Genomic DNA, 26,249 nt, shown 5'->3' on the forward strand with positions numbered 1-26,249 from the left:
GGCCTGAATCTGGGGCGAAATTTTACCCACGATAAAATAGGCTATCACGGGTAAAGTTCGCTACCAGTAAGATCATTCTCCTTTTCGGAGTCTTTCGGTTATTTTAATAGCCAATTCGGCCCATCCCCTCTGTATCTAATAAACATTAGAATGATAAAGCTATAGGGTGCTTTTTCTGATCTTTGAAACCAGAATCAAGGCCTGTAGCGATTCGAACGTAATAACTTCTAATAAAACGCAGTGATTATAATAAGGAGTACAACAATGAATAATTTTTCCAAGATAGCGATAGCTGCTTTAGCGTTCGGAGGTTCCATTTCCGCTGCATCGGCCGCAGGCGTCATTACCAGTATAAGCGCAAACGGTGACGGTCTGGGATCGTTTAACTACACGATAGATGATACCAATCGAGTGCTGGATCTGACCAAAGTCTTCAATAGCGTTGATCCAATTGTCCTGACATTCACTGTCGAACATAGCACAGGTCCGGGCAATCCCTACACGGTGAAAGAGGCGCTCATCAATAGCTCCAGTCAACTTTGGACCGACTTTCACTACACTATCGGAGAACCTGATCGGGGCAATGGAGTCGTGTTCACCCAGCACAACAACTCGGTACTTTCCGGCTTCTCGCTCGATCAGTCGAGCGGGCCGCGTAATCTCGACTTCAGCGGAAGCCTTGCCAGCGGCGATCCTGCTGTCACCGCGGGCTTTATGATCAGCCCCTTCGATCCGGGCCAAGGCAACACGATGACCTTTACAATCACTCAGGTTCCCACCATTGGTCAGGTTCCCCCCGTTCCTGAACCGGAAACCTATGCCCTGCTGCTTGCAGGGCTCGGGTTGATGGGCGCCATGGTGAAAGGCAGGAACAGTAAAAAAAGCGCTTGAACTGATCTGACTCTGGCGCCAGCCCCTCCTCCCGGGAGGGGTTGTCTAAACCCAATCTCCATCAGTCTGTTTCCTGCCCTTCACCTTTTCAAGTGAGCACTCATAAGCCCTTTGCGTTCTTTCTGGGCTTCCAGTCACTGAAACCCCCTTCTCTTGTTATCGATCCCATGATTCGGAGAACCTCGGTTGTTGTTGCCAGGGTTCATGACATCTATATCTTCGTCATAGATACCGATTCTCGCCTTTTCAAACTTCCACGAACCGCTGTCACTCATGGTCAAGTGGCCCTACGTCCAGAATTTCATTCCCATTATTGAATCGCACGAATTTCCCTCAGGATTTCGCTGGTAGGAATGTAGGCGTACCGGTCGGAGCGGCTGTAATGCTTGCTCTGGGCAAAGATCAAGGGTGCAATTTGTATCAATACTTGGACTCGATTCATAGTTCGAGCTCCGTCTGGTGATCCAGTAAGTAAAGCCAAGCACTTTGTCCAAAAGACAGTGATCACCTAGTCGTTGTTTTCCGCAGCCGCAGCGGGCGTACTGGCCAAAATTCCAAGACGGAGAGAATGTGACGATCAAAGCTACAAAAGTGCAGTGTTCAAGGCCAGTGCGATGCTCAAGACAGCGGTAAACCATGCCTGAAGGCATTTCGCACGTGCGAAAATATCTCCATCTAACTACAAGCTCTAAAAAGGGGCCTATAATAAATGCGACTTGGGGGAAAAATGGGGTATATACCGGAGGGTTAATAAAGCGCGTCCGGCCTGGAAGCTTCCATGAGTTCGGGTTGAGAAGGTGTACGCCCTTAAGGGTCCTGACATCTTGGGTATGAACTGTGGCCGTGCTTTCACCAAATTTTATCGGAACCCGATATATTAATGCGAGTGGAATATGGCCTCGCCCATCAGGGACCGCTTCATGCCACGATCCTGATGCAGCAATGTGTCTTGCTGGTTGCGGTGAAGAGGATGCGTTTGTCGTTCTTCAGCACCTTGATCCATGACTCGATGTAGCCGGCATGGTTGGGAATCATGAACTTTAGGAGAACATGATGAGTAACCCCATTCTTTATACTATGCCGGGTACCTGTGCGTTGGCACCCAACATTGCCGTTGCCTGGCTGAATGCTCCTGTGACGATCAAAACGATGGAACATGGCGATCAAAAAAAAGAGGAGTATCTGTCTATCAACCCAAAAGGTAAGGTGCCGGCCCTGCAATTTGACGACGGCGATGTATTAACTGAAGCTGCGGCGATTCTGGCGTATCTCGGCGCCGAATATGGCAAAGAGGGCTATGCGCGCAATCAGAAGCTGGGGCGCAAGGAAGCCGAAGCGCTGAGTTACATGACTTCTGAAGTTCACGCAACCTATGGCCCCCACTTTGCAGCACAAGCATTCGCAGACAGCGAGGCGGCTCAAGAAGAAATCAAGACCAAAACGTATGAAAAGCTGGCAGCGCATTACGCTCGCATGGAGGGAAATCTAGCAGTTGCCGGAGACTGGTACCTGAAGGAACGGAGTTTTGCCGATGCCTATCTCTATGTGCTCACTCGATGGATCGAACAGACCCCACTATCGATCGACAATTATCCAAATCTAAAAAGACATCGTGCGCGAATGGAAGCCGATGAAGGCGTGAGGCTCGCTTTGCAACGCCAGAATATGGAACCAGTTTCATACCTCGCACAAAACCGATAATGTCCATTTCTCTATAGGTTTGAAAGGGTGCGGTACATCATGCAGTGGCAGTTCCGTCGTTCTTCATTGCTCTTTCGCTGGAGATAAAGGAGCTTGACAGGATCTTTCAGAAACCCGAATTTCGCGTTCAAGAAAATAATTAAGTGCTGTACGCAATACCGCGATTGCGGCAAGCTTGCCTATATCATCCCAAGTTGGAGAAATAGCGGTTTTTAGTATGTCAGCTGCCAGCATGAACTCAAGCGACAAGGATAGCCAGCGACCTAACCTGAGCCGTACATCAATCTTTCTCTGCTCCGGTTCTGGAGGTCTAATCAAGAACAGTCTTAAAGCATGATAGGTAGCTTCAAAAACCGCCAGCGCAATGATTATGGCAGCTACCGCTTCGACGCCTGAGGCTAGATAAATGGTATAGGTTTTAATGGGCTCCATACATTGCCCGCTGCGCAATTTCAACAGCTCGCTAAGTTCGTCGGAGATCGAATAGTTCGCCAAAATCGACAATCGGCAGACGCGACGCGCCTATATACATACGACTTGCGCCGTTTCATGCAATTACCGGAATTCGTAAACCGAGGTTTCGGATCATCACCCGCAGCCCACCATCTTTGCTGATTGTAATTTTTTCGAAACCCGCCCACCGTGCATTTTTCTGAAATTTTTCCAGGATAGGATAACGTGTGAGGTGGCGGCCCTCCAAATGGTTCTGCTACCTCGCTGGCATGATAATGCTATACAGGGCATTGCCTGCCACATCCGCGGACTGGTCCGCCAATCCCGAGGGCACTCTGCATTACACCGACGATGTGGCCTTGTTCTCGGCGACCCGGCGCCTCAATCTGGAGGGAGACCCGACGCAACCGGTGTTGGATTCGAGCCTGCTCGGCAAGGGTTCGGACATGGTCTTCGAACCGGACCTGAATGTGATGCATTCCTTGACCTCATCAAGATGGGGGCGCACGGAGATTTCCGCTCGAGCGCAGGCTTTTATCTATACGCTCAATTCACGCTTCAACCATGCGAGTTTCGGCATCGAGGCATTGCACGAGCTAGTGCCGGGAACGAAAGTGCGGGTCCGCTTCTACTCGTCGCCGAACCTCTTTTTAGGAGATAATAAAAGCAGGCGCGCGGATTCCCTTGCTGAGGAACGGGTGACTAGCTACATTGGATCAGTACGCTTGGAGCAGCGCCTGTCGGATGACTGGGAAGTGCGATTGCTAACCCGCTATGGCGCCCGATTGTACAATAATCCCTTCGCAGAGAGAGACACCACATTCTGGACAGTCGGTCCACACCTCGTATGGCATGCAACAAACCGTGTTAACTTCACGCTAGGCTATCACTTTGAGAAGGGATTGGCGGATGGCCGCCACCAGCCAGTTCTGAAGGACGATACTTCCTATACCAATCATTATGTGGCGTTTGGATTAGAATCAGAGATCACGGAACGCCTCGGAGTCCAACTGGGCCTGCATTATGAACGCAACAATTGGCTCAGCAGCGTCGAAGGAGACGAACGGAAAGGCGGGCATGAAACCGTGATCGTGGGGGAGTTAAACGCCAGGTATAAACTTTCCGAACGATGCCGCTTGCGAGCCGGCTTTCAACGGTCGCCCCGGAAGCAAAGCTTCGAAGAAGATGTTGTGTACAACACCAATGTCTCGGTGGGTGTGTCGTATCAGTTTTGAACTTCCGGTTAATCTAGCCACCCTGGCCAGGCTGGCGCTTGATTGTTGCTGGCAACTACTCCGGCTCCCTGTCAATACATCTCACCTCACGTCAAACGTAGAGGACTGTCGAAGGAGAGGATTCTGTCAGTGGTGACGGAAGCGGTATTGCTTAAAAAGGCTGATGCAATGCGCAGCTTGAAGAAGGATCAGCTGGTGATGAGGGTGGATGAAGAACTCTCAAGCTTGAGACAGTTACCGGACAATCCTGCTCATCCAGCTTGACCACCTCCATACCTCAAGACGAACCCACCTCTCATTAAAGCTAGCTCTAATGAGAGGCCGATTAATCCCCCAAAAAGCCTATCACTAAATACTTTTTTGACTTTTGATCGATGCCCTATCACATCATTTTTAAACTGTGTGAGAGCAAATTGATCAGGGCTATGAGGTAATCGTAGAGGCTTGACATAGCTCATCGAGCTCACAAGTTGTTGTAATGTGTGAGGCTACAGGCTACACTCGCTCATGATCGAGAGTTTCCGTCACAAGGCCCTGAAAAGGTTATACGGAAAGGGCGACCGTAGGGGTATCGGGGCAAACATGGTTGCCAGAGTTGAGGAAATTCTCACAATTCTGGAGGCAGCCGAGACAGTCGAGGAAGCCGATATCCCCGGGTATCGGCTCCACCCGCTCACCGGCAATCTCAGGGGATTTTGGAGTGTTCGCGTTACCGGAAACTGGCGGATCATTTTCCGCTTCGAGAATGGAGCGGCGCAGGATCTGGACTTAACCGATTACCATTGAAGGAGCTGAAAATGGCCATGAAAAATCCTGTTCATCCAGGGCGTATTGTGAAAAGCGCAATCGAAGAGCTGGATTTAAGTGTTACCGCGGCTGCCAAGGCGTTAAACGTGTCACGGCCTACCCTGTCCAGTCTCATCAACGAAAAGGCCGGCATATCGCCAGAGATGGCGGTAAGACTATCAAAATCCATGGGAAGCACTCCTGCTTTCTGGATGCGGCTGCAGATGATTTTCGATCTTGCCCAAGTCGAGGCACGGGCGGACACCATTATCGTCAACCAGGTTGTCCAGCCACATCCGGCCACAGGAGGCCAGTGAAGATTTCGGGAAAGAATTGGAAAATAAAAATGCCAGAACCAATCTTCAAAGCAGTTCGGAAGGCATGAAAGGAACAGAAAAGGGATCAGAAGTAGGATTTTTGGCCACGGGTCTTGTCCGTGCACGTTGGGAAACGGCGCAGCGTTGGTATGAGGTTGAGCTTGTTCATGACTTGCTAGGTGATTGGGTCCTTATGCGCCGTTGGGCAGCAAGGCTTCCAGGCGATACGGAGAACTGTCCCATCTGGTAGCGGGAGAGACCGAGGGAAGGCAATTTATTGAACGAATCCATTTAGTGAGACTACGGCGCAAGCCCGCTTACTGGCGGGTCTATTAATCGCTCATGCGCTGTGGACTGCCCAAGTCGCGGATTACATCCCGGATGGGCTGGGCAAGCCGGAAACATCCGATTCAGGGGTCGTAACGATTATTGTGAGCCACCGTACAGATGAGAATCAGCATATTTCTTAAGATGCAATTACTATGGCATAGATCATAGTAACTTAGTTAGCCCCATCAGTTGATGGCAAGCCGTAGGCAACAACGGGAAGTACGTTTTGGTGCCGTTTGTACCTTAAATTAACAGAGACACTTAAATGGGGGACAAGTATGGATGCCTTCTTAGATGATCCACTCGAAAACTGGGACCTGGACGAAAACTGGGACCTGGAAGAGATCCCAGCATTAAGAGAACTTTGGCAAAACGAGAATATTCCCTGGAAGTGGGAACACGCAAGTATTACTCCCGAATCGTTGGAGTAAAAATCCGCGGCGCAGAATGGGTCTGCGGCGATACCCATTCTGCAATATAACATTAGTCACGGCTTAGCTCGCGCCAAGTGATATTTTGAGACTCAGGAAAAAATACCTTGGCAGGGCTTTGCCGTCGCCTGGTGGCGAAGGATCAATGCAAGGACGCGCGTGCGAGGCTTGCTCTAACGATAGAGCTTTTCAGCGAAGAATGGAGGTGTGAAGCAGTGGTTTTACAGTTGAGCAAAATTATTCGGGTGCTGGGGACAAGCACAGCGCCCATTTCGGTATTGCGTTATTGTTCCCGTCCTCCTAGAAGCAGATAAGCAATTACAAAGTGAGCTTCGGCATCATTACCACCTTTCATGTAATCGCTCGAGGAGTAAAAAAGAATTCAGGCTGAAACGGAAAAGTTATTCAGCTTTACGTCTGTCTCTGCTTGCAGGATCACTCTCCCTCGAGTGTTGGGGCATGCTGATAGGGCCTGGCATCCGCTGGCATGCTTATCAGGAAAGTTGTTCCGCGGTGTTCTGCACTATCAACTTCAATACTTCCACCATGACTTTCCGCAACACTGCGCACGTACGGCAAACCTATGCCCCAGCCTTTCTTGTTCCCTTCCCTTGCCGCTGCTGCTCTTTGGAATATCTGGAATATGGACTCTATTTGTCCCTTGGGAATGGGCTCTCCTTCATTATGTACGGTCAGTACCACACGTCCATGTACTGGATCAATTTTGATCCTGACAGGAGTGTCAGAAGCTCCATATTTGACGGCATTGCCAAGAAGGTTTTCCATCGCCCTTTTGATGGCTTCCCGATCCCACCAGACTCTGGTAGAGCGGGCAATGAGTTGAAAACGCGGTCCATGCGCGAAATTGAATTGCTCACACACTTCCTTCGCGAGCTCCTGCATGTCGAATTCTTCGAGCCGAAGCTGTAGCCGTTCTCCACTCTGGAATCGGGCCGAATCGAGCAAATCCTGAATCATTCCGTCCATACGATCGAGGCTTGCAACAATTTGCCCTGCAAATTCCTTTATCCTGTCCAACTCTGAGGAGTGTTCAATCAATTGGGCAGCAAGTTTTGCATTTGATAATGGATTTCTCAGGTCATGGGTCAGAGCGGCCATGAATCTTTCGCGCAGCGCTAATTGCGCAAGGGCGAAGGCATTTACTGCCTCACGCACTGACCCATCAATGGAAGCATTGATCCGGTAAATTTCGTCATCGTTAAGCTGAACGCCATTCCCCTTTAAAACCTCAAAGATCGTCCATCGCAGTATCTGATATTCAAATATGACTGAATGGACGTTGTAGCTCGTCAGCCTAGCGCGCTCGCCACCATGCTCACTCGCTACAGTGTTGCTTTCATTTCCCGTGGCCCTGGGGTAGCCCGGGGTAATCGCTTCTGCGATGTTGTCATATAGGGACGGGAAAGTATTGATCAGGATCGGGTGGGGCAGCTGTTCAGCTTCCTCAAGGGATTGCCGAACCCTTTCTGCCCATTCCCACAGGACCTCATCCCGAAGCTCCAACATCCTCCTGGCATTTGGGGACAGCTTTTCAAGGTCGAGATTCTGGTCAGTTGCCAAAGTCATAAATGATTGCCCTTGTCTGTAGGATCCAAAAACCAGACTACGGTTGCAACGTCTGGCTCGGATATAAAGAAGAAACAAATTAGGTTTGCCACACACCGAATCAGGGGTACCCGTTGTGTGACCGGTGGAACGGCGCGCATTTTAGCGTCCCGTCACGGCCTGGTCTAGGATATTGTGAGATTGCTAAGGGACATTCGTGAGCTGTAGCGGAGCAAAAGGTAATGTTCTCGATCAAAATGGCGTAGTGGTTGAGCCATGCGGAAGACGGGCTATTCTGCGAAGAGAACGTTTCTTAAAACAAGAGTGTGGCTTACCGCGCAGTATGAGCTTTTGGAGTTGCCCCTATTAAACCGGACAGGATGCGGTTAGTAACTGGCTGCGGATGAATTGTCTTGGCGACTTCATCTTGAGCCCCTTGTGAGGATGATATTCATTGTAATCCTCGAACCATTGGTCAAGCTGTGACATGACGGTTTTGGCATCGGGACGATCATGGACATAGACATAATCCCGCTTGAAGGTCTTGACGAAGGCTTCGGCCATGCCGTTGGATTCGGGACTTCTGACGGGAGTAAAACAGCTGATGAAGCCCATATCCTGTGCAAAAGCAGTCGTCTCTCTGGCGGTGTAACAGCTGCCATTGTCACTGAGCCATTCCACGCTGTGCGGGAGTCGGTTAATACTCCCGAAGCGTTGCTCAATGGATTCAATCATCAGATCGCGCACCATCTCCCCGGTAATGCCGCCGGTGGTGGCAACGTGGCTGATGATTTCACGGTCACAGCAGTCCAGCGCGAAGGCAACGCGCACCACTTGCCCATTCCAGCAGGGAATCTCAAAACCATCCGAGCACCAGCGCAAATTGGAACGCAAGGTGATCACTTTGCCTTCATGAGAAAGTTGAGGCCGTTTGCCCGTATATCGGGCCAGCAACAGCCCGTTCTGACGCATGATGCGATAGACCCGCTTGTGATTGACAGCAGGCTTGCCCATTCCTTCCAGTTTGCGGTTAAGAAGAGCACAAATCCTTCTGTATCCGTAAGTTGCCCGGCCATCCACCAGTTCGCGGATCAAGGGCAACAGCCAGGCATCGTCGGCTTTGTTATAGCGGCAGCGAAAAGACTTTTCCTGCGGCCTCATCCGTTCCACAAGATGGGAGCGCGCCACACTCATCGTGTTGGCAATGGCCTTCACAGCGAATCGTCCCCTGACAGCAAGGGCATGCGCGAGATCAGTTTTTTTTCATGGGCAAGCTTCACCGCTTCGGTGAGAATCTCGTTCTCCAGGGTTTTCTTGCCCAGCACCCGCTCCAATTCGCGAATTCGCTTCTTCAACTCCCGTACCTCGGCCGCGGACACTACCGCATCATCGCTACGAACAGCTTCCTTGCCTCCTTCAGTCATGAGCTTCCTCCAGCGAAATAACAAGCTGGGAGAGATACCATATTTGCGTGCCACATATGAGACACTCATGCCCGGCAAGCGCGATTCCTCAACAGCTTTTAATTTCTCACCCAGGGTCCAGCGCCTGCGGCGCTCAACACCGGTTACTACTTCAATACGTTCAAAACCCGAAGCACTATGCATAGCACCAGGCATATGCCTATCTCCTGTCATCAGTGCATCTGTGTCCGGTTCAATTGGGGGCTACTACATCAAGCTGCCTCTGTGTATTCTGGTCTAGCGTGCTTACCCGAATATACCCTACTCGCTGTGCTGCCATTGCTGCCTCCCTCTCTGAATAATTGTCAGATTGAAGTCTAGGACCTTTCAAATGGGCATGTCAACTAATGGGATATAAACCCTAGTCTGACGCAAATTAGTGGTCAAAGTGTCAGGCTCCTTCTGTCAGTTTTGGGTATACCCTAATCGGACTATAAACACCAGACACGGCGCTAAGGGAACTGGAGTGTCCTATAAGTCACATATTGTTGTTGCTAAATAGTAAAGCTTTGACACCACAGTCTCGGGGAATACATGCTCCCAAGACTCCGGAGTGCCAACTGTGCTTATGATATGCCCTCCCCCCATTCGACCGCTAAATGCTTCCATATGTCTAAGGGTGAAGGCTGGCGCACTGCAATCAAACTCAGTGAGCCTCTTATTAGATGCTATCTTGTTACCTCGTACATCTTGTGGTTTCTTGTAGTCCCACAGCGTCCACGCCTTGGTTCCTCTTCCGGCTTTATGTAATGAGTCCGCATCAATATATACTGTATAGGAATCCGTCCTGGCGGCTTCCATCCACTTCTCAGCTAACGCGTTCGTACTCACATGCATCAACACCACCAGCCCTATCACCGCCTTATTCATACCCCATAGCCTCCAGTTAATTAACTCATGCGCATTCTAATTGAAGACCACCCACTAGCCATCACTGGAACACGGCTCCAGCTTCTCTAGGGGTGACGGCTATACTTGAGGAAAGACTGTGCGTTACTGATACACAGATTAATGAGGGACGGCGCAAACTTGAGGAAGAGGCGAAGAAACGGAAGGCTGCTATGGAAGCTGAGGTAGAGGCTAGGACAGAAGGCGATAGGGATATTCAGAAGTTGATTGAAGAAGCAGTTATAGGCGGGATACGCCTGGAAACTATGGGAGTAGTTTGGTTGGCCTTGGGCTTAACATTGTCCTCGCTCTCGGGGGAGATAGCTTGTTTTATTAGCAAGCTGTGGGGAACGTAAGGCAAGCCTCCAAATAGAAAGGAGGAGTACCCCTCAGCACTCCTCCAATCGTAATCTCCAAAATCCCCTCAAGTAATTTTCAGCAGTATTCCCCGTTGACCCCCTAAAAGTAGTGTGACCAAAGCCCCTAGCAGAAGCCGTTAAACATTCATATAAGAGGATAACTATAGGTAAACCAGGAGTGCTCCATAGATAAACCGGTAGTTCCCCAGTAGTAGCCTAATCAGGCCCTCTTAAAAGTTAGTGTGAGGGGTAGCCCTCGGTATTCCAGAAGCGCTCGAAGGAACCTACTCGGATATAAACAGCGGAAAAGCCGTAGAACTCAATAACGGATTTGCGGAAGGTGATGCTGAATGTTGCCATGATGGTGAGACCTCCTCTTGTTACTGGCGCTATGGCAGGATTGCCGCACTCAGTAAGACGAACTATAGATTCATTGAATCCATCTGTCAACTTCTTTTTCCCCCACCTTAATCAGTAGGAGTTCCCAAGCAGCTAGGGGCATAGCTCTGTAGTTAACTGTACCAGCAGGAGCTAACCAGTTGTGCATAGTCCTTAACGAGACATGTAAGAGGCCAGCAGCTTGCTCCCTGGTTAGCTTATGCTTCTTTAGTAGTGCCCTTATCTCGTCCGGGGATGGTGTTTCCAATGTGAGTGTATCCATCGTCCTCCTGATTGAAAGGTATTGTTCTAACTGAGCTTTCTATCGCTCCATATTAGATTAACATAAATCTAAGGTGGCTCTATCTTAATCAAGACAAAAGTCTTTTTGATATCAAGACTGTCTTTGATAAGGCTGTCATGAGATGAATGAGGGGGTAGAGGGGGGGGGTTTTCCCCCGATTTCACGGACACATCTAAAAAGGCTGATAATGAGTCAGGAGGTGTGTCATGGCAACGCGAAGGAAATACGCAGCGGAGTTCAAGCAGGAAGCGGTACAACTGGTTCGGTCTGCCAATGTGCCGGCAAGCCAGATCGCGCGTGATCTGGGGATTGATCCCAATATGCTGAGCCGCTGGTGCCGGGAAATGGGCTCGGTTGGTAATAAAGCCTTTCAGGGTCAGGGCAGGCCACGTGATGAGGAAATGGCTGCGCTCAAACGTGAGCTGATCCAGGTCAGGAAGGAACGGGATTTTTTAAGAGAAGCGGCAGCGTTCTTCGCGAAAGCGTCGAAATGAGATATCGCATGATCGAACGCTGCCGCGATACCTTCCCCATTCGCCTGATGTGTCGTTGTCTGCATGTATCAACCAGCGGTTACTATGATTGGCGAGATCGGCCCTTGAGTCAGAGAGCGCAGGATGACCGACGCTTGCTGGAGCGCATCAGGAAGATTCATGATGGCAGCGATGGGGTGATGGGCAGTCCACGAGTCTGGAAGGAATTGCGTTATGAAGGTGAGGCATGCGGGTTGAACCGTGTGGCACGGCTGATGCGAGAGCAGGAATTGCATGGCATCCCGCAGCGTAAACGCTGGCACAAGAAGGTCTGTGGCCTTCGACCAGAGAATGTGCACAATCACCTGCAGCGGGACTTTACAGCAAGTGAGCCCAACAGCCGGTGGGTGGCGGACATAACCTATGTGCGCACCCAGGAAAGCTGGCTTTATCTGTGCGTGGTCGTGGACCTGTACTCGGGCATCGTGGTCGGCTGGTCGATGAGCCACTGCCAGGATCGACAGCTGGTGCTGCAGGCCGTACTCATGGCACTTTGGCAACGCGAGGCAAAAACTGCGGTCATCCTGCACTCAGATCGCGGCTGTCAGTTTACCAGTGACGAGTATCAACGTTTCCTGCAAGGACACAATCTGATTTGCAGCATGAGCGCTGTCGGTAGTTGTGCTGACAACGCGGCAGCAGAGAGCTTCTTTGGCTTGCTCAAGCGGGAGCGAATATATCGTCGCCAGTATCGAACCCGGGCTGAGGCGCGCACGGATATCTTCGACTATATCGAGCGATTCCATAATCCGCGAAAACGGCGACAGCTGGAAATGCGTCAGAAGCAGGATTCAGGCTTAACCAAACCGTCCGGAGAAATGGGGTAAAACCCGGGATGAATCGTAACGCTGGAGCGTAGGGTACCCTGAGACAAATTTTTGGTGAAATTACTTACCGGGGTGGGGTAAAGAGCCATACTTTGACAGCGATGTTTTGCATTTCTGGCAAAACCACAGGTCATCGTCCACCTGGAGTATAGATTTTTTATGTTCGCCGAAACAGTTTGTGCAGAGAAAGTGACACGGTTCTCCATTCGCTGACTCCAACTTTAGAGAATACACGAGCCTACCCGGTATCAATTCGCGCAGTTCGTATCTCGCTGCTTCAGTCTTCCATTCATACACCTGCTCCAACTTCATCTCAAGGTCGCGTATCAGTTCCTGGTCTCTTAACCGCGCCTCTTGGGTCTCTAGTGCTACCATCTGTGCGTCCATGAGTTTGGAATTCACATCTGAAATGGCAGTCCTGATTGCTTGTTCATTCTTAAGGCCAATAGCACCTTTTAAAAGCTCACTGAGAGTTTTGAAACTTTGAATGGCGGTGACGAGTTCCAAAGCCATGGGTATCCTTAAAATCTGATATACAGGGAATTATCGGTATCCGCGATTTTAATCTATACCAACTTCTCTTGATAATGGAGGTTAATCCCTGTGACCTGGCCGCTTCTCTGAGGATTCCACTTGTAGCCCGAGGATTACTCCAAAACAATCTTATCCATCCACATCTTCAACTGCCCCAGTCCGTACCCCAAGCCGTACTTGTCCCCAATGTCTTCCTTACCCCATCCCCCTACTGCATCCTGAATATCCTTAGGTGCCCCCACATTACGCAAACGGTCTCTGATGGTATGGCGAAATTCATGGTTTGTTTTATGGACCCCGAGACAAGACTCAATCCATTTATTGAGCGTATTGGAAGCGTGAGTCGCCTTGCATTTATCCTTATTGGTGTACCGAGGGAAGGCATAGACTTGTCCCGGCTGTGCTGCCTGGACAATTCTCTGTGCTGCCCATAGGGACACTCCCACCAGGGGGACATTTCGCTTACTGGATTCGTTCTTCAGCGTTCGCCAAGGGTGAGGCCGAAAGGAGACATATGGGACGGAAGTATCTAAGTGCAGGTCCTTCAACGCTAGTCCTACAGCTTCAGCTAGGCGGCATCCCAAGTCAATCTGTAGGGCAACTAGCCACCGTAAGTCATCGTCCCTTTTCTTGCACTCTTGGATGAGGATAACTAGTTGACCATTATCGAATGGTTCCCTGGCTTTCGAGTCTTGCCCTAGTCCTGGGATTCTTAATCCCAAAAACGGGTTTCTCTTGGGTATCTCCCTTTCGTTTATAGCTACGTTGAAGACCGCCCTTATAATGCTTATCTGTCGTTCTATTGTTGTAGTCTTACCGCCTTCCGCAATTCCTCTTGTAACAAATTCATTTGCATCTGCTCGGCCTATCTGCTCAAATTCCTTATCTCCAACCAGCGTTATCAGTCTTGCCCACACTCGCTCGGTGTCTGCCCGGAACTTGATATTATTTTTATTCTTGTGGCCGTTGAGGTAGACGGGGAGGGCATCGCTAAGGCGAAACTTTGGTTCCTCATTCAGTAGCCGTAGTGCTTCTACTTCAGCAGGTTCCAAGTATTCCTCAGGGTCCGCGTTCTCGTACACCTCCGGGTCGCCTTGTGAGTGCGCTTCGTGTTTCCTCTGGAGAAGCCCTATGAAAGAATCAACTCCATGCTCATCATTGTTCGCTGGCAGAGGCTTGAGGCCATACTGGTCAAGCAGCTTTACTGCCGCTTGCCGAATGCTTAACGGCTGTAAATCAGGGTTGCCCCGCATTGCCGTCCAAGTAGACTCATATTGTCTATTGAGGTCTCGTACCTTCTTGGCAACCTGAGCGGGTTCATTGGTCTTGAGATTGACTTTGATATGCGTTGTACCGGGGTAACGCGGGAGTAAGTCTTGGGGAATCTTCCTTTGGTAATAATAGGTATTACCGCGCTGATAGACGTACTTGATAGACACGCTGAAAATGCGACCGAGCAATAGTTTCATTAGATGGTACCACAAAAGTACCACCACAAGAAGACTATATGCTGGATAACCTATTGATTTTTAACTGCTTGAAGACTTACAGCTGGTGCCGGGAGGGGGAATCGAACCCCCATGACCTCGCGGTCGCGGGATTTTGAGTCCCGTGCGTCTACCAATTCCGCCATCCCGGCAAAGCTTTTCCTGTTCTTTTTCAGGAGGGGCATTATCACTGAAAACCTCATTTGCGGCAACCCGTAGCGCGATTCCTGCTGCCGGTATAATACGCGTGATGAAAATTCAGGATTTCGACTTCGACCTTCCCCCTGAACTGATTGCGCAGTTTCCAGCAGAGAAGCGGGGCAATAGCCGCATGTTGCATCTCGACGCTGCAAGCGGCGCATTGCAGGACAGGAGGTTTGCCGATCTCCCGTCGTATTTGCGCGCCGGCGACGTGGTCGTTTTTAACGATACCCGCGTCATCAAGGCGCGCCTGTATGGCGTGAGAGATACCGGCGGCAGGGTGGAGGTGTTGGTGGAGCGCGTGCTCGACAGGCAGCGCGTAATGGCTGTTATTCGCGCCAGTCATTCACCGAAACCGGGATCAAAGCTTTTCCTTGCTGACGCGATCGAGGTTACCGTCCTGTCCCGGGAGCATGATTTTTATACCCTGCAATTCGAGCACGAGGGTACAGTCATCGAGTTGCTGGAACGTTACGGCAATCTGCCGCTACCTCCTTACATATCACGCCCAGTGGAAAAATCTGACGAGCTGCGGTATCAGACCATTTATGCGACTCGGCCTGGCGCAGTGGCCGCTCCGACCGCAGGCCTACATTTCGATGAGCCCATGCTGGAGTTGTTACGGAAAATGGGGGTGGTGATGGCGCATGTGACGCTGCACGTGGGGTCCGGCACTTTCCAGCCGGTCCGGGTGGAAAATATTGCCGATCACAGAATGCACAGCGAAATTTTTGATGTGTCTGCGGAAACCGTGGAATGCATTAAGCATGCGAAAGCCGAAGGTGGGCGGGTACTGGCAGTGGGCACCACATCGCTCAGGGCGCTGGAAGCCGCGGCAGCAGCTACGGAGAAGCGAGCGGAACCAGATGATAATGGGGAAGATGGCGCTCAGATAAAATGCGGAGCGGGCGAAACCGATATTTTCATTACGCCGGGTTATCAATTCCGAGTGGTGGATTGCCTGCTGACCAACTTTCATTTGCCACGGTCGACGTTGTTAATGCTCGTGTCCGCGTTCGGCGGGGTCGAAAATATCCGGCAGGCGTATCGACATGCGATAGAAGAACGCTATCGCTTTTTCAGCTTTGGCGACGCGATGCTGATCGAAAGGGCAGGGGGGATATAGATTAAAGCCTGGAATAACGAATCTGCGGACACAATCGTTTGCCTCCAGTCATAGCGCTATCCTCTAAAAAACTGCTTGGTCTTCTTTCTATAAAACTGCCTTATTCAGTAGCTTGATCCATGAAATTTCAATTGCATCGCATTGACGGCCTGGCCCGTCGCGGCACCTTGTCGCTCACACACGGCGTTGTGGAGACGCCTGCTTTCATGCCGGTGGGTACCTATGGTGCGGTAAAAACAATGTCACCTTCGGATTTGCGAGCAATCAACGCCCACATAGTGCTTGGCAATACCTTCCACTTGTGGCTGCGCCCCGGCCTCGAAGTCATCGAAGCGCATGGTGGATTGCATCGGTTCATGGGGTGGGACGGCCCCATACTGACCGACTCCGGCGGATTTCAGGTATTCAGCCTCGGCGTTTTGCGAAAAATCACGGAGCAGGGGGTGAAGTTCAAGTCCCCCGTGAACGGTGATACGTGCTTTCTTACGCCCGAGGAATCGATGCGCATCCAGCATGTGCTCAATTCTGACATTGTCATGATATTCGATGAATGCACGCCTTATCCGGCGGATGAGCGGGCGGTGGGAGAATCCATGGAATTGAGCATGCGCTGGGCGAAGCGCTCAAGGCAGGCGCACGATGAAGGTGGAAACCGCAACGCGCTGTTCGGTATTGTCCAGGGGGGGATGTATGAAAATCTGCGCGATGAATCCCTGGCGGGGTTGCTGGACATGGGCTTCGATGGTTATGCAATCGGAGGGCTTTCAGTGGGAGAGCCCAAGGCCGACATGCGGCGCATTCTCAGACATACCGCGCCCCGCCTGCCGGTGGAGAAGCCCCGGTACCTCATGGGTGTAGGCACTCCCGCTGATATCGTGGATGCGGTGGCGCAAGGTATAGACATGTTCGATTGCGTGCTGCCGACACGCAATGCGCGCAATGGATGGTTGTATACGCGAGCAGGGGTCATCAAGCTGCGCAACAGCCAGTATCGCCTCGATACCCGTCCGGCGGACGAACAATGCACCTGCTATACTTGCCGGCATTTCAGTCGCGCTTATCTGCACCATTTGCAGCGAACCGGCGAAATTCTGGGTGCGCGCCTCAACACGCTGCATAACCTGTATTATTATCAGCAGTTGATGGGCGAAATCCGCACTGCAATCGAAAGCGGGCAGTTCCAGGAATATGCGCAAGCGTTTCAAGCACAAACGGCCTCGTGATAAAATCATGTTCTTTTTATTCCATTACCGGAGAATGCCATGTTGATTAGTGCAGCCTACGCTCAGGCCACCGCACCCGCCGCACCGCCCGGGGCCGATTTTATGAGTCTGCTCCCGCTGATCGCCATATTCGTTGTGTTTTACCTGCTGCTGATTCGTCCGCAGGCGAAGCGCGCCAAGGAACAGAAGCTGATGATCGAGGCGTTGCAAAAAGGCGATGAAGTGACAACTGCGTCGGGCGTGCTGGGTCGGGTGGCCAGGATCAGCGGAAATTACATCGTCCTGCAGGTTGCAGAAAATGTGCAGGTAGTCATACTGAAGTCATCTGTTCAAACCCTGCTCCCCAAGGGAACATTGAACACCATCGAAAAAGAATAATTGAAACTATTGTAAACACTGTACGACGCGGGCGTTTCGCCCCTTCTCCTCCTCTGTCTACTCCAAAAACATGAACCGCTATCCTGCCTGGAAATACCTCCTTATCGCGGTTTCGATACTGCTTGGCCTGCTCTATACCCTGCCGAATTTCTATGGAGAGTCGCCGGCGGTACAGATTTCGCCACTAAGGACTGCGGCCAAGGCTGATACCGGGTTGCTGAATCGCGTTGAAGAAGCGCTCAAGGAAGCCAACCTGCCAACCAGCGGCATGTTTCTGGAGGGGGGCAGCATCAAGGTGCGCTTTGCCGATACCGATGCGCAGATCAAGGCCAGGGATATGCTCCAGTCGCTGTTGGGCAACGGCTACATGGTGGCACTGAATCTCCTGCCCAATTCTCCCCAATGGCTGGCCAGCGTCGGCGCACTGCCGATGTATCTTGGGCTCGATCTCCGGGGGGGCGTCCATTTCCTGCTGGAAGTGGATATGAAAGGCGCCCTCTCCAAAGCCCTTGATCGCTTCGGTTCCGATATCCGCGGCAGTCTGCGGGAGAAAAAAATTCCCTATGCGGGCCTCGACAAGCGCGGCTCGCTGATCGTCGTCAAATTCCGCAATGCGGAATCGCGCGCGCAGGCAGAGGCGGAAATCAAAAAGAACTACCCTGACCTGGATTTGCGGGGAGAGAATGTCGGCACCGAGTTCCATCTGGCGGCCACATTGAGGCCGGAGGCGCAGAAGCGAATCCAGGACGCTGCCGTACAGCAGAACATCACCACCCTGCGCAACCGCGTCAACGAGCTCGGCGTGGCCGAGCCTATCATCCAGCAGGCCGGAGCGGACCGGGTGGTGGTGCAACTGCCGGGTGTGCAGGACACCGCCAAAGCCAAGGATATTCTGGGACGCACGGCCACGCTCGAAGTCCGCATGGTTGACGAGGAACACGACCTCAGCGACGCCTTGAGGGGACAGATTCCCTTTGGCTCGGAGCTGTACAACGAACGCGGAGGCGGCCCGCTGCTGGTAAAAAAACAGGTAGTACTGACAGGTGACCGGATCAACGATGCGCAGCCGGGCTTCGACAACAATAACCAGCCCGCGGTCCACCTCAACCTGGACAACAGCGGCGCCCGCATCTTCCAGCAGCTTACCCGCGATAACGTCGGCAAGCGCATGGCCATTCTGCTGATCGAGAAAAACCAGGCTGAAGTGGTCACCGCCCCGGTGATCCGGGAAGAAATCGGCGGTGGAAGGGTGCAGATCAGTGGCCGCATGACTTCCGAGGAAGCGAGGGATGTGGCGTTGCTGCTGCGCGCAGGGGCGCTGGCTGCTCCCATGGATATCGTCGAAGAGCGAACCGTGGGTCCGAGCCTGGGCGCGGAAAACATCGAGAGCGGATTTAACTCCACCCTTTATGGTTTCGCGATGATTGCCGTTTTCATGACCATCTATTATCTGGTGTTCGGCTTCATCTCGGTGCTGGCACTCGGCGTCAACCTGCTGCTGCTGGTCGGTCTTCTTTCGATTCTGCAGGCAACCCTGACGCTTCCCGGCATGGCCGCCATTGCGCTTACCCTGGGGATGGCCATCGACGCCAACGTGCTCATCAACGAACGCATACGCGATGAACTGAGGGAGGGCATGCCGCCGCAGGGCGCGATAAATGCCGGTTACGAGCGCGCTTGGGCGACCATTCTCGATTCCAACATCACTACCCTGATTGCGGGTATCGCTTTGTTTGCGTTCGGGTCGGGCCCGATAAAGGGATTTGCTGTCGTGCTGTGCCTGGGGATCCTGACTTCCATGTTCAGCGCGGTGATGGTCTCGCGCGGCTTCGTCAATCTGGTATATGGCAACCGCCGCAAGCTGGAACGGGTTTCCATCGGGCAGGTGTGGAAGCCTGTGACCAACAAGCGTTGACAGCGGAAAAAGCGTATCTTTGAGAGAATAAGGGCCATCAATGGAATTTTTCAGGTTCAAGCGCGACATCCCTTTCATGAGCTGGGGGAAATACACGACGACCATTTCCCTGGTTACTTTTATCGTGGCCGTTTTTTTTCTCGTTACCAAAGGGTTGAATCTGGGGGTTGATTTTACCGGCGGAACGGTCATGGAAGTCAGTTACACCCAACCGGCAGATCTCAACCGTATCCGGGGTACCTTGATCAAACTCGGAATGGCTGATGCCAGCGTGCAGAATTTCGGTACCTCCCGGGATGTGCTGATACGCCTGCCAGCCAAGGCCGACATGTCGAGCGCAAAGCTTTCCGAGACAGTGATCGCCGCGTTGCACGCGGATAACGAGGCGGCGGAGCTGCGCCGGGTAGAGTTTGTGGGTCCCCAGGTAGGCAAGGAGCTGGTGGAAAACGGCGCACTGGCCTTGCTGATTGTGTCGCTGGGGATCGTCGCTTACCTGGCAATACGGTTCGAGTGGAAATTCGGCGTTTCCGGCATCATCGCCAATCTGCATGACGTCGTGATTATCCTGGGGTTTTTCGCATTCTTCCAATGGGAATTTTCACTCACGGTTCTTGCCGCCATACTGGCGATTCTGGGGTATTCCGTAAACGAATCAGTGGTGGTATTCGACCGGATACGGGAGAATTTCCGCAAAATGCGCAGGGCGTCGGTGTCGCAAGTCATCGACAACGCCATTACCAGAACCATGTCGCGTACCATCATCACGCATGGCAGCACCCAGATGGTCGTGGTATCGATGCTGCTTTTCGGCGGCGAATCACTGCATTACTTCGCTCTGGCGCTCACCATCGGCATTCTGTTCGGCATTTATTCCTCTGTGCTGGTCGCAAGCCCCCTTCTCATGCTGTTGGGTGTCTCGCGCAAGGATATTGTCAAACCCGAAAAGAAACCTGAACCGGAAGCAGTACCTTGAACTGGAATCCGTAATCAAAACCCAGGCTTTTCCCTTCCCGGAAGCCTTTCATATTCATTCAGTCTATTTTGGAAATTATTGCCACCTTTATCGACATCATCCTCCACCTTGATAAACACCTGATCTGGCTGGTGGAGAATTATGGCAGTTGGGTTTATCTCATACTGTTCCTGATAATTTTTTGTGAAACAGGCCTGGTGGTGACTCCGTTCCTGCCAGGGGATTCACTGCTGTTTGTCGCGGGCGCTATCGCAGCTACAGGCGCGATGGAGGTAACCGGGCTGGCAGCCCTGCTCATGCTGGCCGCATTCTGCGGAGATAATACGAATTATTGGATCGGGCGCTATTTCGGCCCGAGAATATTCAAGCGGACTGACTCGCGCCTGCTGAATCGCGCCCATCTGGAAAAAACCGAAGCCTTTTATGCCAGGCATGGTGGAAAGACCATAATCTTTGCACGTTTTCTGCCTATCATCCGTACTTTTGCGCCGTTTGTCGCAGGTATCGGACGAATGGTTTATCCCCGTTTCATGGCTTACAGCGCCTTCGGCAGCATTTTCTGGATCAGTTTCTTCGTGTTCGGAGGATTCTTCTTTGGCAATGTGCCGATAGTAAAGAATAATCTGACCTTCTTCATTTTCGGCATCATTATCATTTCGGTTCTTCCAGGGTTGATACAGTTCATGCGGAGTTGGCTCGGAAATCGCGCCCCAGCCCGCGTCCGCTAGAACGACTATGAATCTCGTCATTCCGGGCCTGCCCCGGAATCCAGCAAACCGGAATCCAGCCCAAACCAATAATGGCGTACTTTGAATGTCATACCGGCTTCCGCCGATATGACATTTGTATTGTTTGCTCAGGAATTAATAGTCGACACTCTTGTCAGTTGCGGATGTCTCTCCATTCGCAAAGCCAGGACCCGTCCACCCCTGTAGATTGACAAGGGTAATGTCTCCCAGCGCGTGTATCCAGTCATCGCGTTCATTCAGGCAGGGAATGTAATGAAATTCATGACCCCCGGCCTGGATAAAAATGGTCTTCCCCTCCATGGCGATTTCTTCGAGCGTTTCAAGACAGTCGGAGACGAAACCGGGGCAGACGACATCGAGACGTCGTATCCCTTGCCTGCCTAGCTGCTCCAGAGTGTCAGCCGTGTAGGGCCTCAGCCATTCCGCCCTCCCAAAGCGGGACTGAAAGCAGATCTGATACTGGCTTGCATCCAGTTCCAGCGCTTCTGCCAGTAAGAGGCCCGTTTTCCGACATTCATCCTGGTAGGGGTCCCCTTTGTCCACCGACGAGCGGGGTATTCCATGAAAGCTCATTACGAGCTTATCCGGTCTGCCTGCTTTTGCCCAGTGGTCGCGCACGTTGTTTGCGAGCGCAGCGATATATCCGGGATGATCGTGATAGTGTTTTACCGTGCGCACAGCGGGGATATTACGCAGCTTTGCCAGTTGCGCGAATACCTCATCGAACGCTGAAGCAGTGCTGCTGGCAGCGTATTGGGGATAGAGCGGTAGTACGAGCAGCCGGTCACAACCCTGTTCCCGGAAGCGCTCCAGCATTTCCACTACCGACGGACTGCCTATGCTCATTGCGTATTGCACCACAGGTGCGGGATGAAAGCGTTTTGCCAGAAAATCCTGGAGCAGCCGGGTCTGGCGGGCAGTGTGAACCTTGAGCGGCGAGCCCTCCGGCATCCACACCTGCGCATACTTCTCCGCCGATTTTTTCGGTCTGGTATTGAGTATGATGCCGTTGAGGATGGGCCACCACAGCCACCGCGGAAATTCTATAACGCGCGGATTACTGAGGAACTGCTTGAGATAAGGGCGTAGTGCTTCTGGAGTGGGCGCCTCCGGCGTCCCGAGATTGATCAGCAGGACTCCGGTCTGGCTGGGGGCGCTCTGATGGGAAGCAGGCTCGGGGGAAATCAAGGCGGGATGATTCCGGAGATTCCCTAATGCAGGGACAATGCGCTTGACAGCAGCCTTGCCGTCATATCGACGACAGGAATGACACGTTCGTAAGCCATCCGGGTGGGGCCGATGACGGCAACCGTACCGACCATTTTCCCATCCACCCTGTAAGGAGCCGTAACAACGCTGAATTCATCCATGGTGACCACCCCGCACTCTTCCCCGATAAAGATTTGCACACCTTCCGCCTTGCGGCTGAATTCCAGCAACTGCAGCAACGCCGTCTTGCGTTCGAAGAGATCGAACAGCTTTTTCAGGCTTGCCATATTGCTGGATAAATCCTGGACGTCCAGAAGCTTGCGTTCACCAGCCACTATTACGGCCTCGCTGTTTTCCCTGATTGCCGCGTCGCCTGCATCGATGGCGGCGGTCATCAGCGAGGTCATGTCTTGGCGTAACTGCTTCAGTTCACTTTGCAGACGGGTACGGATCTCGTCGATGGCGCAACCGGCATAATTGCGATTGATGAAATTCGCCGCTTCCGTCAGTTCAGACTGGCTGTAATTCCTGTCGGTGAAAAGTACGCGATTTTGAACGTCTCCTTCCGGAGTGACAATGATGAGCAGAACACGTTTTTCCGACAGCGACATGAATTCTATGTAACGGAATATGGCGCTGTTACGCTTGGGGCTGACTACCACCCCGGCAAAGCGGGTAAGTTCGGCCAGCAATTGCGAGGCGGAGCTGATCAACCGTGAGGGATTGTCCGGATGGAGTTGATCCTCCAATTGATGAATCTGGATGACATCCAGAGGTTTGACCACCAGCAGCGTATCCACAAAAAAACGGTAGCCCTGATGAGTAGGTATACGGCCGGCAGAGGCGTGCGGGCTGGCAACCAGGCCCATTTCCTCGAGATCAGCCATTACGTTTCGAATCGTGGCCGCGCTGAGATCCAGTCCGGAAAATTTTGAGAGCGAGCGCGACCCCACCGGCTGGCCTTCGCTTATATAGCGTTCCACCAGGGTCTTAAGCAAAATCTGTGCGCGTTTATTCAGCATTCGGATATTCTACACCAGGATTTCATTTTCGGCCTTTCTGTTCCTGCGAAAAGGAATCGTACCTCATCTTTTGATCTTTAATCGGGTGAAAAGATTCCATAAGGAGTTTCGGCGTGAGCCGGGCAGAGTGAGACGGGAAGGGGCAAGCCCCCCATGGTGAACCCTTTGTCACCTCCCTGCCGATATGGTTTAATCTCGACAGGAGAAGAGCCATTTCGCGGCTCGAAGGTAGCAGAAGTAGCTAAGGGTATTAAGGGTATTTATTCAATAGAATGAGTTCTTCCTTCCAGACAGTAGCGCTGATAGGCAAGCACAAGAATCCCGGCGTCGTAACACCATTGTCGAGTTTGGCGCGCTATCTGCAAAGCCGGAGCCTGACTGTGCTGCTCGACAACCTTACTGCCGCAAGCATGGGTGAGGACAGCTATCCGGCTGTCGCTATGGAAGAGATCGGCACGTACGCCGACCTCGCGATTGTCCTGGGCGGCGATGGTACCATGCTCAATATTGCGCGGAAGCTTGCGCCCTTCAATGTGCCGCTGGTCGGCATCAATCAGGGACGCCTCGGCTTTCTTACGGACCTGTCCATTGATACCATGCAGCAAGTGCTTGGCGCCATACTCGAAGGTCAATATATTACGGAGCAGCGCATGCTGCTCTATGCGGAGGTGGCGCGCAGCAATGTCACCACCTTTGGCGGGCTGGCGCTGAACGACGTGGCTGTCAACCGGGGAATTGGCGGCAACATGATCGAATTTGAAGTGCGCATCAACGACGAATATGTTTGTTTGCTGCGCTCCGACGGCCTGATTGTTGCCACGCCAACCGGTTCGACGGCGTATGCATTGTCAGCGGGAGGCCCTATACTTCATCCGAGCCTCGATCTGGTTGCACTGGTGCCGGTCAGTCCGCATACTCTGAGCAATCGCCCGATCGTTGTCGGACCGGATGCGGTGGTGGAAATCCTGATGCAGCGTACAGCGGTTGCCCGTGTTCATTTCGACAGTCATTCCCATTTCGACCTGGAGGAAAACGACAAGGTGATGGTTCGGCGGTCGCCTCATAGGGTAACATTGCTGCATCCCTCCGACCACAGCTACTACCGCATGTTGCGGGAGAAACTGGGTTGGAGCGGTCTCCCCAGAAACCCGACCTGAACGCTGTGGAGTTTCTATGCTGAAGTTTCTTGCCATTCGCGATTTTGTCATCGTTGACCGGATAGACCTGGAATTTGCTCCCGGTTTTACCGTCCTTACCGGGGAAACCGGCGCTGGCAAATCCATTCTGATTGATGCACTCTCACTCGTGCTGGGGGAGCGGAGTGATGCGAGTGCGGTCCGTAACGGCTGCGAGCGGGCGGAAATCAGCGCCGAATTCGAGGTGGCGGATCTGCCCGACGTGATTGCCTGGCTGCATGAAAACGGATTCGAAAACCAGGAAGAAGAGGGTGTCTGCCTGTTGCGCAGATTGGTGGATGCAGGTGGCCGCTCGCGCAGTTTCATCAATGGAAACTCCGCTACTTTACAGCAATTGCGGGCGATTGGAGAAAGTCTGGTAGACATTCAGGGGCAGCACGTTCATCAGTCCATGTTGCGCAGTGAAGTGCAGCGTGAACTGCTCGATTCTTATGCCGGGAGCAAGCCGTTGGCCAGGCAAGTGGCGGAAGCTTACCGCCGGTGGCAGGCAGCGCGGCAGCAGCGCGAGGCATGGGAGCAGAATGCAGCAGCTTTCGCTCGTGAACGGGAAGAACTGGAGTGGCAGGTAAACGAGCTTTCTACCTTGAATTTCTCGAATGATGAATGGGAAAGCCTGCAGGCCGAACACAGCCGCTTGTCCAATGCCGCCAGTCTGCTGGAGACGGCTCAGGCAGGGCTCGAAGCACTGTCAGAGGGGGAGTTCGCAGTCCTCTCGCAGATCAACTCGGTAATTTCACGGCTACATCAGATGGTGGACTACGATCAGAGCCTGAAAGCGGTTCTCGATTTACTTGAACCGGGTCAGATCCAGTTGCAGGAAGCCGTGTATGAGCTTGGCCGCTATCAGCAGCGGCTGGAACTGGATCCGCAGCGCTTGTCGCAAGTCGAGGAACGGTTGGCGGAGATTCATGCCGCAGCGAGAAAGTATCGGGAGGCGCCGGAAGAGCTGCCTGAACTGTTGAAAGGCTTTACCGAACGGCTGCAAGCATTGGGGAGCAAGGGAGATGTGGAATCCCTGGCAAGGGAGGAAGCCGTTGCGAGCAGTGAATATAGTGAACTTGCAAAAAAATTGACTATTGAGAGGTCAACCGCCGCCAGTACCTTAAGTCAACAGGTTACCGCCGCAATGCAAACGCTGGCGATGGCCGGCGGTGAATTTTCGTTGGCGTTGCTGCCTCTTGAGCAGGGAACGGCACACGGCATGGAACAGATCGAGTTTCAGGTTGCGGCCCACAAGACCCTGCCATTGCGTCCGCTCGCAAAGGTCGCGTCGGGAGGCGAACTGTCGCGCATCGGTCTGGCGATCAGCGTGATTACTGCCAAGCTCGGCACGGTTCCCACCTTGATCTTTGACGAGGTAGACGTGGGGATCGGCGGGCGGGTGGCGGAAATCGTGGGCACCCTGCTGAAAAGGCTGGGCAGGGAGCGCCAGGTGTTGTGCATTACCCATCTGGCGCAAGTCGCATCGGCCGGAGATCATCAATGGCGAGTGAGCAAATCAGCTGATTCTGCGAGTGGAGGAAAAGTGACAAGCCGTATCGTTGCGCTTGACAGACAGGAGCGGGTCGAGGAAATTGCGCGCATGCTCGGCGGGACGAAAATTACAGATACGACCCGTAGTCATGCTGCGGAGATGCTGCTTTCCGCCGGGGAAGCAGACGGCACTGATCAATCACCGATGCATCCAACCATATAACAGAACGCCATTTTTTCAATTTGTCTCGTGCCTGAATAATGTGAGGGTTTGCGGTAGCGAGGTGTGCGAGGCGAATGG

Annotated in this window: 25 protein-coding genes and 1 tRNA gene; 15 read left to right on the forward strand and 11 right to left on the reverse strand. The window is 52.5% G+C overall.

Going from position 1 to position 26,249, the window contains the following annotated elements; genetic code table 11:
- Positions 1-264: 264 nt before the first annotated feature.
- Complete coding sequence (locus AC52W5_RS00770; RefSeq protein WP_495669598.1) at positions 265-891, forward strand: PEP-CTERM sorting domain-containing protein; 627 nt, start codon at positions 265-267, stop codon at positions 889-891.
- 310 nt (positions 892-1,201) lie between these two features.
- On the opposite strand, the gene AC52W5_RS00775 is transcribed toward AC52W5_RS00770, so the two are convergent.
- Positions 1,202-1,333, reverse strand: coding sequence for a hypothetical protein (locus AC52W5_RS00775; protein ID WP_495669599.1), 132 nt, complete (start codon positions 1,331-1,333; stop codon positions 1,202-1,204).
- Positions 1,334-1,809: 476 nt separating this feature from the next.
- Positions 1,810-1,926, reverse strand: a complete 117-nt coding sequence (locus AC52W5_RS00780) for a zincin-like metallopeptidase domain-containing protein (RefSeq protein WP_495669600.1) — start codon at positions 1,924-1,926, stop codon at positions 1,810-1,812.
- A 15-nt stretch (positions 1,927-1,941) separates the two neighbouring features.
- Between AC52W5_RS00780 and AC52W5_RS00785 the strand changes: the two genes are divergently transcribed.
- On the forward strand, positions 1,942-2,592 hold the full coding sequence (locus tag AC52W5_RS00785; protein ID WP_495669601.1) for a glutathione S-transferase family protein: 651 nt from the start codon (positions 1,942-1,944) through the stop codon (positions 2,590-2,592).
- A gap of 63 nt (positions 2,593-2,655) precedes the next feature.
- On the opposite strand, the gene AC52W5_RS00790 is transcribed toward AC52W5_RS00785, so the two are convergent.
- Positions 2,656-3,087, reverse strand: coding sequence for a DUF1622 domain-containing protein (locus AC52W5_RS00790; protein ID WP_495669602.1), 432 nt, complete (start codon positions 3,085-3,087; stop codon positions 2,656-2,658).
- Between the two features lie 185 nt (positions 3,088-3,272).
- Between AC52W5_RS00790 and AC52W5_RS00795 the strand changes: the two genes are divergently transcribed.
- From AC52W5_RS00795 to AC52W5_RS00805, 3 genes are all read left to right on the forward strand, one after another.
- The gene (locus AC52W5_RS00795; protein WP_495669603.1) at positions 3,273-4,280 is read left to right on the forward strand and encodes a hypothetical protein; all 1,008 of its coding nucleotides are present in this window, start codon (positions 3,273-3,275) and stop codon (positions 4,278-4,280) included.
- 507 nt (positions 4,281-4,787) lie between these two features.
- Entirely contained in the window at positions 4,788-5,066 is a 279-nt protein-coding gene (locus AC52W5_RS00800; RefSeq protein WP_495669604.1) for a type II toxin-antitoxin system RelE/ParE family toxin, read from the forward strand.
- A gap of 11 nt (positions 5,067-5,077) precedes the next feature.
- Entirely contained in the window at positions 5,078-5,383 is a 306-nt protein-coding gene (locus AC52W5_RS00805; RefSeq protein ID WP_495669605.1) for a HigA family addiction module antitoxin, read from the forward strand.
- 1,196 nt (positions 5,384-6,579) lie between these two features.
- Here AC52W5_RS00805 and AC52W5_RS00810 read toward each other — a convergent pair.
- From AC52W5_RS00810 to AC52W5_RS00820, 3 genes are all read right to left on the reverse strand, one after another.
- A complete protein-coding gene (locus tag AC52W5_RS00810; RefSeq protein WP_495669606.1) occupies positions 6,580-7,731 on the reverse strand; it encodes a sensor histidine kinase in 1,152 nt (383 codons plus the stop codon).
- A 345-nt stretch (positions 7,732-8,076) separates the two neighbouring features.
- Positions 8,077-9,329 (reverse strand): IS3 family transposase gene (locus AC52W5_RS00815; RefSeq protein ID WP_495669607.1). Its coding sequence is split into 2 segments (ribosomal slippage): positions 8,077-8,975 and positions 8,975-9,329, totalling 1,254 coding nucleotides; the frame shifts between segments, so codons are not numbered across the junction.
- 315 nt (positions 9,330-9,644) lie between these two features.
- Positions 9,645-10,043, reverse strand: coding sequence for a surface-adhesin E family protein (locus AC52W5_RS00820; protein WP_495669608.1), 399 nt, complete (start codon positions 10,041-10,043; stop codon positions 9,645-9,647).
- Between the two features lie 92 nt (positions 10,044-10,135).
- Here AC52W5_RS00820 and AC52W5_RS00825 point away from each other — a divergent pair, with 92 nt between their 5' ends.
- Both AC52W5_RS00825 and AC52W5_RS00830 read left to right on the forward strand, forming a co-directional pair.
- Positions 10,136-10,417 carry a hypothetical protein gene (locus AC52W5_RS00825; RefSeq protein WP_495669609.1) on the forward strand — a complete coding sequence of 94 codons (282 nt, stop codon included), beginning with the start codon at positions 10,136-10,138 and terminating at the stop codon, positions 10,415-10,417.
- Between the two features lie 891 nt (positions 10,418-11,308).
- Positions 11,309-12,462, forward strand: a protein-coding gene (locus AC52W5_RS00830; protein WP_495669610.1) for an IS3 family transposase whose coding sequence is annotated in 2 segments (ribosomal slippage) — positions 11,309-11,549 and positions 11,549-12,462 — 1,155 coding nt in all. Because the reading frame shifts where the segments join, the coding sequence is not laid out codon by codon here.
- Positions 12,463-12,522: 60 nt separating this feature from the next.
- Here the strand turns inward: AC52W5_RS00830 and AC52W5_RS00835 are convergent.
- The 3 genes from AC52W5_RS00835 to AC52W5_RS00845 all read right to left on the reverse strand — a co-directional run bounded on the left by AC52W5_RS00835 (position 12,523) and on the right by AC52W5_RS00845 (position 14,635).
- Positions 12,523-12,975, reverse strand: a complete 453-nt coding sequence (locus AC52W5_RS00835) for a hypothetical protein (protein ID WP_495669611.1) — start codon at positions 12,973-12,975, stop codon at positions 12,523-12,525.
- Positions 12,976-13,109: 134 nt separating this feature from the next.
- The gene (locus AC52W5_RS00840) at positions 13,110-14,465 is read right to left on the reverse strand and encodes a DUF6538 domain-containing protein (RefSeq protein WP_495669612.1); all 1,356 of its coding nucleotides are present in this window, start codon (positions 14,463-14,465) and stop codon (positions 13,110-13,112) included.
- Between the two features lie 83 nt (positions 14,466-14,548).
- A tRNA-Leu gene (locus AC52W5_RS00845) sits at positions 14,549-14,635 on the reverse strand.
- Between the two features lie 98 nt (positions 14,636-14,733).
- Here AC52W5_RS00845 and queA point away from each other — a divergent pair.
- The 6 genes from queA to AC52W5_RS00875 all read left to right on the forward strand — a co-directional run bounded on the left by queA (position 14,734) and on the right by AC52W5_RS00875 (position 21,027).
- Positions 14,734-15,810 (forward strand): tRNA preQ1(34) S-adenosylmethionine ribosyltransferase-isomerase QueA, encoded by a 1,077-nt coding sequence (gene queA, locus AC52W5_RS00850; RefSeq protein WP_495669631.1) that lies wholly within the window; start codon positions 14,734-14,736, stop codon positions 15,808-15,810.
- 119 nt (positions 15,811-15,929) lie between these two features.
- The gene (gene tgt / locus AC52W5_RS00855) at positions 15,930-17,033 is read left to right on the forward strand and encodes a tRNA guanosine(34) transglycosylase Tgt (protein ID WP_495669613.1); all 1,104 of its coding nucleotides are present in this window, start codon (positions 15,930-15,932) and stop codon (positions 17,031-17,033) included.
- 39 nt (positions 17,034-17,072) lie between these two features.
- A complete protein-coding gene (yajC, locus tag AC52W5_RS00860; protein WP_074975918.1) occupies positions 17,073-17,411 on the forward strand; it encodes a preprotein translocase subunit YajC in 339 nt (112 codons plus the stop codon).
- A gap of 70 nt (positions 17,412-17,481) precedes the next feature.
- A complete protein-coding gene (secD, locus tag AC52W5_RS00865) occupies positions 17,482-19,326 on the forward strand; it encodes a protein translocase subunit SecD (RefSeq protein ID WP_495669614.1) in 1,845 nt (614 codons plus the stop codon).
- 40 nt (positions 19,327-19,366) lie between these two features.
- Positions 19,367-20,299 carry a protein translocase subunit SecF gene (gene secF, locus AC52W5_RS00870; RefSeq protein WP_495669615.1) on the forward strand — a complete coding sequence of 311 codons (933 nt, stop codon included), beginning with the start codon at positions 19,367-19,369 and terminating at the stop codon, positions 20,297-20,299.
- Between the two features lie 68 nt (positions 20,300-20,367).
- Positions 20,368-21,027 carry a DedA family protein gene (locus tag AC52W5_RS00875; protein ID WP_074975921.1) on the forward strand — a complete coding sequence of 220 codons (660 nt, stop codon included), beginning with the start codon at positions 20,368-20,370 and terminating at the stop codon, positions 21,025-21,027.
- A 135-nt stretch (positions 21,028-21,162) separates the two neighbouring features.
- Here the strand turns inward: AC52W5_RS00875 and hemH are convergent, their stop codons facing one another.
- Positions 21,163-22,236, reverse strand: a complete 1,074-nt coding sequence (gene hemH / locus AC52W5_RS00880; protein ID WP_495669616.1) for a ferrochelatase — start codon at positions 22,234-22,236, stop codon at positions 21,163-21,165.
- A 23-nt stretch (positions 22,237-22,259) separates the two neighbouring features.
- The gene (gene hrcA, locus AC52W5_RS00885) at positions 22,260-23,279 is read right to left on the reverse strand and encodes a heat-inducible transcriptional repressor HrcA (protein ID WP_074975923.1); all 1,020 of its coding nucleotides are present in this window, start codon (positions 23,277-23,279) and stop codon (positions 22,260-22,262) included.
- A 272-nt stretch (positions 23,280-23,551) separates the two neighbouring features.
- On the opposite strand from hrcA, the gene AC52W5_RS00890 reads away from it, so the two are divergent.
- Both AC52W5_RS00890 and recN read left to right on the forward strand, forming a co-directional pair.
- On the forward strand, positions 23,552-24,436 hold the full coding sequence (locus AC52W5_RS00890; protein WP_495669617.1) for an NAD kinase: 885 nt from the start codon (positions 23,552-23,554) through the stop codon (positions 24,434-24,436).
- Between the two features lie 16 nt (positions 24,437-24,452).
- Complete coding sequence (gene recN / locus AC52W5_RS00895; RefSeq protein WP_495669618.1) at positions 24,453-26,171, forward strand: DNA repair protein RecN; 1,719 nt, start codon at positions 24,453-24,455, stop codon at positions 26,169-26,171.
- Positions 26,172-26,249: the final 78 nt, after the last annotated feature.

This window comes from Nitrosospira sp. CT, from assembly GCF_059489795.1.

Excerpts from the sequence above, each read along its gene's own strand:
- AC52W5_RS00770 (WP_495669598.1), top strand. The coding sequence starts at position 265 with ATGAATAATTTTTCCAAGATAGCGATAGCTGCTTTAGCGTTCGGAGGT.
- AC52W5_RS00775 (WP_495669599.1), bottom strand. The coding sequence starts at position 1,333 with ATGAATCGAGTCCAAGTATTGATACAAATTGCACCCTTGATCTTTGCC.
- AC52W5_RS00780 (WP_495669600.1), bottom strand. The coding sequence starts at position 1,926 with ATGATTCCCAACCATGCCGGCTACATCGAGTCATGGATCAAGGTGCTG.
- AC52W5_RS00785 (WP_495669601.1), top strand. The coding sequence starts at position 1,942 with ATGATGAGTAACCCCATTCTTTATACTATGCCGGGTACCTGTGCGTTG.
- AC52W5_RS00800 (WP_495669604.1), top strand. The coding sequence starts at position 4,788 with ATGATCGAGAGTTTCCGTCACAAGGCCCTGAAAAGGTTATACGGAAAG.
- AC52W5_RS00805 (WP_495669605.1), top strand. The coding sequence starts at position 5,078 with ATGGCCATGAAAAATCCTGTTCATCCAGGGCGTATTGTGAAAAGCGCA.
- AC52W5_RS00810 (WP_495669606.1), bottom strand. The coding sequence starts at position 7,731 with ATGACTTTGGCAACTGACCAGAATCTCGACCTTGAAAAGCTGTCCCCA.
- AC52W5_RS00820 (WP_495669608.1), bottom strand. The coding sequence starts at position 10,043 with ATGAATAAGGCGGTGATAGGGCTGGTGGTGTTGATGCATGTGAGTACG.
- AC52W5_RS00835 (WP_495669611.1), bottom strand. The coding sequence starts at position 12,975 with ATGGCTTTGGAACTCGTCACCGCCATTCAAAGTTTCAAAACTCTCAGT.
- AC52W5_RS00840 (WP_495669612.1), bottom strand. The coding sequence starts at position 14,465 with ATGAAACTATTGCTCGGTCGCATTTTCAGCGTGTCTATCAAGTACGTC.
- queA (WP_495669631.1), top strand. The coding sequence starts at position 14,734 with ATGAAAATTCAGGATTTCGACTTCGACCTTCCCCCTGAACTGATTGCG.
- tgt (WP_495669613.1), top strand. The coding sequence starts at position 15,930 with ATGAAATTTCAATTGCATCGCATTGACGGCCTGGCCCGTCGCGGCACC.
- yajC (WP_074975918.1), top strand. The coding sequence starts at position 17,073 with ATGTTGATTAGTGCAGCCTACGCTCAGGCCACCGCACCCGCCGCACCG.
- secD (WP_495669614.1), top strand. The coding sequence starts at position 17,482 with ATGAACCGCTATCCTGCCTGGAAATACCTCCTTATCGCGGTTTCGATA.
- secF (WP_495669615.1), top strand. The coding sequence starts at position 19,367 with ATGGAATTTTTCAGGTTCAAGCGCGACATCCCTTTCATGAGCTGGGGG.
- hrcA (WP_074975923.1), bottom strand. The coding sequence starts at position 23,279 with ATGCTGAATAAACGCGCACAGATTTTGCTTAAGACCCTGGTGGAACGC.
- AC52W5_RS00890 (WP_495669617.1), top strand. The coding sequence starts at position 23,552 with ATGAGTTCTTCCTTCCAGACAGTAGCGCTGATAGGCAAGCACAAGAAT.
- recN (WP_495669618.1), top strand. The coding sequence starts at position 24,453 with ATGCTGAAGTTTCTTGCCATTCGCGATTTTGTCATCGTTGACCGGATA.